The organism is Xanthomonas bonasiae (assembly GCF_017163705.1).
Lineage (GTDB): Bacteria > Pseudomonadota > Gammaproteobacteria > Xanthomonadales > Xanthomonadaceae > Xanthomonas_A > Xanthomonas_A bonasiae.
Genome location: NZ_JAFIWB010000053.1, coordinates 1 through 8,034 on the forward strand (window position 1 = coordinate 1; position 8,034 = coordinate 8,034).

General features: G+C 68.1%; 6 protein-coding genes and 1 pseudogene. 3 read left to right on the top strand and 4 right to left on the bottom strand.

Annotated elements, in window-relative coordinates:
- The 4 genes and pseudogenes from JR064_RS22750 to JR064_RS22765 form a co-directional block, all read right to left on the bottom strand.
- Positions 1 to 261: pseudogene (locus tag JR064_RS22750) on the bottom strand (phosphate ABC transporter permease subunit PstC); the annotation flags it as partial.
- A 240-nt stretch (positions 262 to 501) separates the two neighbouring features.
- Positions 502 to 1,602 carry a phosphate ABC transporter substrate-binding protein PstS gene (gene pstS / locus JR064_RS22755; protein ID WP_179565781.1) on the bottom strand — a complete coding sequence of 367 codons (1,101 nt, stop codon included), beginning with the start codon at positions 1,600 to 1,602 and terminating at the stop codon, positions 502 to 504.
- Positions 1,603 to 2,049: 447 nt separating this feature from the next.
- Positions 2,050 to 3,069: a phosphate ABC transporter substrate-binding protein PstS gene (gene pstS, locus JR064_RS22760; RefSeq protein ID WP_179565779.1), complete on the bottom strand. Its 1,020-nt coding sequence runs from the start codon at positions 3,067 to 3,069 to the stop codon at positions 2,050 to 2,052.
- A gap of 165 nt (positions 3,070 to 3,234) precedes the next feature.
- Complete coding sequence (locus JR064_RS22765) at positions 3,235 to 4,485, bottom strand: OprO/OprP family phosphate-selective porin (RefSeq protein WP_206231230.1); 1,251 nt, start codon at positions 4,483 to 4,485, stop codon at positions 3,235 to 3,237.
- 318 nt (positions 4,486 to 4,803) lie between these two features.
- Between JR064_RS22765 and JR064_RS22770 the strand changes: the two genes are divergently transcribed.
- The 3 genes from JR064_RS22770 to JR064_RS22780 all read left to right on the top strand — a co-directional run bounded on the left by JR064_RS22770 (position 4,804) and on the right by JR064_RS22780 (position 7,564).
- Positions 4,804 to 5,103 carry a hypothetical protein gene (locus JR064_RS22770; RefSeq protein ID WP_241093253.1) on the top strand — a complete coding sequence of 100 codons (300 nt, stop codon included), beginning with the start codon at positions 4,804 to 4,806 and terminating at the stop codon, positions 5,101 to 5,103.
- Positions 5,104 to 5,285: 182 nt separating this feature from the next.
- A complete protein-coding gene (locus tag JR064_RS22775; RefSeq protein WP_206231231.1) occupies positions 5,286 to 5,975 on the top strand; it encodes a carbonic anhydrase in 690 nt (229 codons plus the stop codon).
- A gap of 11 nt (positions 5,976 to 5,986) precedes the next feature.
- A complete protein-coding gene (locus JR064_RS22780) occupies positions 5,987 to 7,564 on the top strand; it encodes a SulP family inorganic anion transporter (protein WP_425510327.1) in 1,578 nt (525 codons plus the stop codon).
- The last annotated feature ends 470 nt before the right edge of the window (positions 7,565 to 8,034 follow it).

Consider the following 8,034-nt stretch of genomic DNA (forward strand, 5'->3'; position numbering starts at 1 on the left):
CAGGGTGCCGTAGATCGGCGCCAGCGCGCCGTACTTGTTCTCGACCGGATTCCATTCGCTGGAGTAGAAGAAGCTCAGGCCCTGCATCTGCAAGGCATGGCGGCCGCCCCACAGCATCGACAGCGCAGCGCTGGCCAGGGCGATGAGGACGAAGACGACGGTGGCGGTGAGCGTCCAGCGGAACAGACGGTCGGCACGGGCGTCGCGCAGGTCGCGTCCGCTGGGCGCCGGTATCGCTTCGGGAATGACAGTGGCGTTCATGGGCTCGGTGTTTGCCGGAGCGCGCGGTGGCGCGGTCCGATCGTTGCCGCGGCGGCGATGGCCGCGCGCGGTGGGTGGCTGCGTCGCTCCCGCGCGAGCGGGAACCCGAAAGTCCGGACTACGTCGTACCGATGCGGCGCCCGGCGCTGCCTGCAGCAATGCCGGGCGCGGTTCACATGCGCGGCGCGTCACGCCGCCGCGCACATGCTTCCGCCGGCGAGGGCGGAAGCGGAGTGGCGCTTACTTGAACTCTTTGGCCCAGTACGCCTCGATCTGCTGCACCAGCTCCGGCGGCAGCGGCACGTAGTGCAGTTCGTTGGCCTGCGGCTGGCCCTTCTCGAACGCCCACTTGAAGAACTCCAGGGTCGCCTTGCTGCGCGCCGCATCCTTGGGCTGCTTGTGCATCAGCATGAAGTTGGTGGCGGTGATCGGCCACGCCTGCGCGCCGGCGGCGTTGGTGATGACCAGGTTGAAGTCCTTGGCGTTGGCCCAGTCGGCCGACGCGGCCGCCGCGGCGAAGCTTTCGGCGTTGGGCTGGACCCAGTTGCCGGCCGCATTCTGCAGCGAGGCGTACGGCATCTTGTTCTGCAGCGCGTAGGCCAGTTCGACGTAGCCGATCGAGCCCTTGATCTGCTGCACGTACGAGGCCACGCCTTCGTTGCCCTTGCCGCCGACGCCGCCCGGCCACTGCACCGAGGTGCCTTCGCCGACCTTGCTCTTCCAGTCCGGGCTGACCTTGGACAGGTAGTTGGTGAAGTTGAAGCTGGTGCCCGAACCGTCGGAGCGGTGCACCAGGTTGATCTTGGTGCTGGGCAGGGTGGTGCCCGGGTTCAGCGCGACGATCGCCGGATCGTTCCAGGTGGTGACCTTGCCGAGGAAGATGTCCGCCAGCACGCTGCCGGTCAGCTTCAGCTTGCCCGCTTCCATGCCGTCCAGGTTGACCACCGGCACGACCCCCCCGATCGCCGAGGGGAACTGGCCGAGGCCGGCCGCGGCCAGCTCGGCGCTGTCCAGCGGCTTGTCGGAGGAACCGAAATCGACGGTGCCGGCCTTGATCTGGGCGATGCCGCCGCCGGAGCCGATCGACTGGTAGTTGATCTTGTTGCCGGTGGCGGTGTGGTAGTCGGCCGACCACTTGGACACCAGCGGATAGATGAAGGAGGCGCCGGCGCCGGAGATTTCCGCGGCGGTCTTGGCGCCGTCGGCCGGAGCGGCTGCGGGCGCACCACCTGCCGCATCGGCGGCACCCTGCGGCTTGTCGCCATTGCCCGGCTGGCAGGCAGTGACGGCGAAGGCGAGGGCCAGGGACAGGACGGCAAAGCGTGCCGGCTGCAATTTCATGGGGTCACTCCGTAGCGAAGAGGGCCGGAAGGTCCGGCGGATGTTCGCTATGAAATGATGTTTTTGTTACAGCCTCATGACGTAGCTGCCCGTGCGTGAAATTGGTCAAGGAAAACAGCAGCTTCGCTCCCTTCTGCCGTCGCGAGCGGGGCCGGGGGGGAAGGGGACGGGCGAAGCCACGCGCAGATGGGCGGACTCGCTGCGCTGGTGCTCGCGTCCTCCGGTCTCTGGTCGTCTCTGGTGCGTCCTGCGATATCAGGCGCTGCTCCGCGTCCTCTTCAGACACCGCTTCACGCCTGCCCTCATCCGCCCTTCGGGCACCTTCCCCCGAAAAGGGTCATGGTCCGAGGGGAGAAGGGGCATGGTCTCGGAGGGAGAAGGAACAAAAAACGCGGACCCCGTGAGGGGTCCGCGTCCGGGTAGCGATCGGCGGAGAGAGAGAGCCGATCAATACTTCAGGTTGGCGCTCCAGTACGCGTCGATCTGCTTGACCAGCGCGTCCGGCAGCGGCACGTAGTCCAGCTGCTTGGCCTGGGCGTCGCCGTTGGCGTAGACCCACTTGAAGAAGTCCTTGGTGGCCTTGGCGCTGGCCGGGTTCTTCGGCTGCTTGTGGACCAGGATGAAGTTGGTCGCGGTGATCGGCCACGACGCCTCGCCCGGGGCGTTGGTCATCACCAGGTAGAAGTCCTTGGCGCTGGCCCAGTCGGCGCTGGCGGCAGCGGCGGCGAAGCTCTCGTCGCTGGGCTGCACGAACTTGCCGGCGGCGTTCTTCATCGCGGTGTAGGACATCTTGTTCTGCAGCGCGTAGGAGAGCTCGACGTAGCCGATGCCGCCCTTGATCTGCTTGACGTAGGCGGCGACGCCTTCGTTGCCCTTGCCGCCGATGCCGACCGGCCACTGCACCGCGGTGCCTTCGCCGACCTTGCTCTTCCAGTCCGGGTTGACCTTGGACAGGTAGTTGGTGAAGTTGAAGCTGGTGCCCGAACCGTCGGAGCGATGCACCACGGTGATCTTGCCGTCGGGCAGCTTCACGCCCGGATTCAGGGCGACGATCGCCGGGTCGTTCCAGGTCTTGACCTTGCCCAGGAAGATGTCGGCTAGGGTCTTGCCGTCCAGCTTCAGCGCGCCCGGGGCGACGCCCTGCACGTTGACCACCGGCACCACGCCGCCGATCACCGACGGGAACTGGGCCAGGCCGGATGCGGCCAGGTCGTCCGGCTTCAGCGGCGCATCGGAAGAACCGAAGTCGACCGTGGCGGCCTTGATCTGGGCGATACCGCCGCCGGAACCGATCGACTGGTAGTTGACCTTCTTGCCGGTCGCGGCGTTGTAGTCGGCCGACCACTTGGACATGACCGGATAGATGAACGAGGCGCCCGCGCCGGTGACATCGGCGGCATTGGCGGCGAACACGAACGACGCGGCGACGACAGCAGTCGCGACGCGGGATTTGAGCGAGAGGATCACGGAGGAAGCTCCTGGAGGGTGGTATGCGGGGCACCGCATGCGGTCATTACATAACCGTTCGATGACGGTGCCGGGGCTGCTACATGACGGAAACATGACGCTGCGACGAGCACGGCGCCGATGCCGCGCACGGCATGCGCCGCGCGCGGCATCGGGCCGCGGCGATTACCAGTAGAACTGCGCGCGCGCTTCGAGGATGTTCGGCTTGTCGCTGACGTTGCCGCGGGTGGTGCTGCTGTACTTGCTGCTGTCCACCATCACGTAGTTCAGCGCCAGCTTGAAGTTGGAGCGCCAGTACCAGTTGGCGCCGACCGTCCAGGTGCTCATCTTGCCGCCGAGCACGCCGTCGACCAGCGGTGCGCCGACCGGACGCGCGATCAGGTCGCCGTCGTTCAGGTCGATGCTGTCGTAACGCACGCCCAGCTGCCACATGCCGCTGGCCGGTTCGTTCGGCAGCGGGGTGGTCGGCACGCCGGCCTTGTAGCCCCAGGTCTCGCCGGTGATGTTCCACACGCCGCTGAGGTACCAGCCGTCGCTGCTGTAGTTGTCGCTGGAGCCGTAGCGCTCGACCTTGGCGTTGTAGTACTCGGCCTGGGTCTTGAACGGGCCGGTGACCCACATCGCTTCGCCGCCGATCACGCCGATGCGGTCGGTGTTGGTCAGGTTGCCGCTGTCGACCAGGCGCACCGAGGCCAGGTCGGCGTCCGGACGCGCGCGCAGGCGCAGCGTGTCGGCGTCGGTGTCGTAGTTCACGTAGCTCAGGCCGAAGTGCAGGATGTTGCCCGCCTCGTTGATCGGCGCGAAGGTGCCGCGCGCGCCGTAGCCGCTGCCGTGCGCCAGGTTGCGGGTCAGCTCGCGGCCGAACACGCTGCCGACCACGCTCCAGTTGTTGTCGCCGAAACCGACCGCGCCGCCGAGGCGACGCGACACCGCGTAGGTGTTGGTGACCGAGGCCTTGGAGATGAAGTCGTTGTTCTTGGTGCTGGACAGTTCTTCCAGGCTGTTGGGCTGCTTGTACTGGCCGACCTGCAGGAAGTTGTTGGCGTTGCCGCCGAACTTGTACTTGATGTTGTTGTCCAGGAACTTGCCGGTGCTGCGCACGGTGGTGCCGTTGTTGGCCGACTCGCGCAGGGTGCTGGCGTCGTAGCCGACGACCCACTCGTAGTTGCCCGGGCCCTTGCCCTTGGCGACCAGCTCGGCGCGGCGGATGCCGAACTCGGAGTTCTTGCCGTTGTTGCCGGTGGTGCCGTTGAGGTCCTGGACGTCGTTGTCGTACCAGTTGCCGTCGGCCTGGACCAGGCCTTCGAAGGAGATTTCCGAGCCGCCGATCACGTCGATGGCGATTTCGGCGTGGGCGGCAGGCGCGAACATCGCAGCGAGCACGGCTGCCGAGAGAAGGGTGCGAGACAGTTTCATGGGTTGCCTGGGCGGTGGAAGATGCGCGCAGGCTAATATGTGAAGATTGCGTAAATGTGACACTTAACGTACACCGGGCGTGCACGCCGGCGCACGCCACTGCGTTATCTGCGCCATTGGACGCGCGCCATGTTGCGTTCCGATGGCGCGCAGATGAAATGCCGCATGCGGGTGTGGCGGACGACGGACATCACAAAGCGCGGCATCGTCTCGCCAGCGCGCCATCGATTGGCTCTTTTGTGCGCTGCACCACTTGTCGGTCGCGGACCCGCTGGGTAGCGTGGAGACATGAACTCGCATGCCCGCAAACGGATGCCGATGCTCGCCGCACTGTTGCTGATCGCGCTGCTGGCGCTGATGCCGGCGTTGCGCCCGGCGCCGACGGCGCTGGCGCCGGCGCCGACCGACAGCGGCCAGGCGGCTGCGCCGGAAGTGCAGGTGGCGGACGCGCAGGATGCATCGCGCAGCAGCGCCGATCAGCTTGCGTACGACGACACGCCGGTGCTGCCGGCCGCGCCATGGCGGCCGGCACGCATCGCGCCGATCTGGCCCGAGCCGGCGGCGCGGCACGGCGCCGGCACCCATCCGCGGCCGCGTCTGCGACCTCCCAGCGCCTGAGCCAGCGGATCCGATCCCGCTCGGCCGCCGGCCGCGTCGAGGTCGATCGCCGCTCCGACTTCCACCCGCCCGCCAGCACCTGCCTACTCGTGCAGTGCGTCCACGGCGCGGCCCTCGCTGTCCGTCCCCCGTTCTGCGGCATCCGCCGCGGCGACGCCTTTCCCTTGTCCCGAGGTTCCCCCATGGAAAGTCTGCTCAATGGTTTCCGCCACTTCCGCAAGGAGGTCTACCCGCGCCAGCGCGGCCTGTTCCGGCAACTGGCCGGCGGCCAGACCCCGCACACGCTGTTCATCACCTGCGCCGATTCGCGGGTGATGCCGGAACTGATGTTCGCCGCGCAGCCCGGCGAACTGTTCGTCTACCGCAATATCGGCAACGTGGTGCCGCCGTACTCGCAGCACGTCAGCGGCGTGGTCGCGGCGATCGAATACGCGGTGGCGGTGCTGCAGGTGAAACACATCGTGGTCTGCGGCCACACCGACTGCGGCGCGATGAAGGCGGTACTCAACCCCGACGCGTTGCGGGACGTGCCGAACGTGGCCGCCTGGCTCAAGCACACCGACAGCGCGCGCCAGGTCGCCGCGCAGCACGACCACGCCGGGCACCCCGAGGACGCGCTGCACTGCCTGACCGAGGAGAACGTGGTGTCGCAGCTGGACCACCTGCGCACCCAGCCGGTGGTGGCGGCGCGGCTGGCACGCGGCGCGCTGCGCATCCATGGCTGGATCTACGACATCGCCCACGGCGAGATCCGCGCCTTCGATGCCGAGCAGGGCCGCTTCGTGCCGCTGCTGCCGGAAGAGGGCAAGCGCGCGCCCGAAGCCACCCCGCGCCCGCGCCTGGTGCCGGTCCTGCGCAACGTCGCGGTCTGAAGGAGTCGACCATGCGAACCATGACAGAACCCTCCCGCGCCGGCGCCTCCGCGCTCGCCGGCTACCTGCGCAACGGCGCGTTCGGCCGCGACCTGCTGGCCTCGGTGGTGGTGTTCCTGGTCGCGCTGCCGCTGTGCATGGGCATCGCCATCGCCTCGGGCATGCCGCCGGCCGCGGGCCTGATCACCGGCATCGTCGGCGGCCTGGTGGTCGGCATGATCGCCGGCTCGCCGCTGCAGGTCAGCGGCCCGGCCGCCGGCCTGGCGGTACTGGTGTTCGAACTCGTGCGCCAGCATGGCGTGGCCGCATTGGGGCCGGTGATCCTGCTGGCCGGCGCGATCCAGTTGATCGCCGGGTTGTGCCGGGCCGGCGTGTGGTTCCGCATGACCTCGCCGGCGGTGGTCGCCGGCATGCTCTCGGGCATCGGCATCCTGATCGTCGCCTCGCAATCGCACGTGCTGATGGATGCGGCGCCGAAGGCGCGCGGGCTGGAGAATTTCGCCGCGTTGCCGGCGGTGCTGTGGCAGGCGCTGGATACGGGCGTGGGCCGCGCCGCGCTGTTGGTCGGCCTGGGCACCATCGCGATCATGCTGGCCTGGGAGCGGCTGCGTCCGCAGCCGCTGCGCTTCGTGCCCGGCGCGTTGCTGGCGGTGGTGGCGATGACCGCGCTGGTGCAGCTGCAGGGCCTGGACGTGCGCAAGGTCGACGTGCCGGCCAATCTGTTCTCGGCGATCCAGACCCCGACCCTGGCCGAGATGCTCGGCGTGTTCGATGCGACGCTGCTGCTGTCGGCCTTCACCTTCGCCTTCATCGCCAGCGCCGAGACCTTGTTGTCGGCGGCGGCGGTGGACCGCATGCACGACGGCCCGCGCACCCACTACGATCGCGAACTCGCCGCGCAGGGCGTGGGCAACATGCTGTGCGGCTTTCTCGGCGCGTTGCCGATGACCGGGGTGATCGTGCGCAGCGCGGCCAACGTGCAGGCCGGTGCCGCCACGCGCATGTCCACCATCCTGCACGCCGGCTGGCTGCTGGTGTTCGCGCTGCTGCTGCCTTGGCTGCTGCGGATGACCCCGGTGGCGTGCCTGGCCGGCATCCTGGTCTATACCGGGCTGAAGATGGTCAAGCTCGGGCAGGTGCGCGACCTGGCCGCCTACGGCCGCGGCACCGCCGCGATCTACCTGGCGACCACCTTCGCCATCGTCGCCACCGACCTGCTCACCGGCGTACTGATCGGTTTCGCCTTGTCGTTGTTACGGCTGGCGCTGCAGCAGTCGCGGCTGAAGGTCGGCGTGCATGCGCACGAGGACGCCGATGGCAGCGCTGCGGCAGGGGCCGGAGCCGGCAAGCTGCGCCTGTCGCTGGAGGGTTCGGCGACCTTCCTGCGCGTGCCGACGATGGCGCGCACCCTCGAGCGGTTGCCGCCCAACACCGAGCTGCATCTGGACGTGGCGCGGCTGCATCACGTCGACCATGCCTGCCTGGAGCTGCTGCGCGACTGGAGCCGCAATGCCGCCGCCCGCGGCTGCGCGCTGGTGGTGGACTGGAAGGAACTGGACCGACGCGTGGAGGGGCAGCGCGCGGCGTAGCGGGCGGCGTTGTCCCGATGCGCATCCACACGCATCGTGCAGGAGTGGCTTCAGCCGCGACGAGCGAAGCGATGGATGTTCCGAACTGACATGCAGTCGGGACTGAAGTCCCTCCCACAAAAGGCCTCGCCGCTCGGCTGCGCTTGGGAAGCCTTTGTGGCGGCGATTTCGGTTGCGACGAACGCGGCGATGGGTCTTCCGGTTGCGCGAGCGGTCGCGGCTGAAGCCGCTCCTACAGTGCATCCGGCCGGCGATCCGCAAGCTGGTGTAGGAGCGGCTTCAGCCGCGACGAGCGAAGCGGTGGACGTTCCGAACTGAACATGCAGTCGGGACTGAAGTCCCTTCCGCAAAGACCTCGTAGCTCAGCTGCGCTTGGGAAGCCTTTGTGGGGCAATTTCGGTTGCGACGAACGCGGCGATGGGTCTTCCGGTTGCGCGAGCGGTCGCGGCTGAAGCCGCTCCTACAGTGCA

Coding starts and splice junctions, on each gene's coding strand:
- pstS (WP_179565781.1), bottom strand. CDS start 1,602: ATGAAATTGCAGCCGGCACGCTTTGCCGTCCTGTCCCTGGCCCTCGCC.
- JR064_RS22765 (WP_206231230.1), bottom strand. CDS start 4,485: ATGAAACTGTCTCGCACCCTTCTCTCGGCAGCCGTGCTCGCTGCGATG.
- JR064_RS22770 (WP_241093253.1), top strand. CDS start 4,804: ATGCTCGCCGCACTGTTGCTGATCGCGCTGCTGGCGCTGATGCCGGCG.
- JR064_RS22775 (WP_206231231.1), top strand. CDS start 5,286: ATGGAAAGTCTGCTCAATGGTTTCCGCCACTTCCGCAAGGAGGTCTAC.
- JR064_RS22780 (WP_425510327.1), top strand. CDS start 5,987: ATGCGAACCATGACAGAACCCTCCCGCGCCGGCGCCTCCGCGCTCGCC.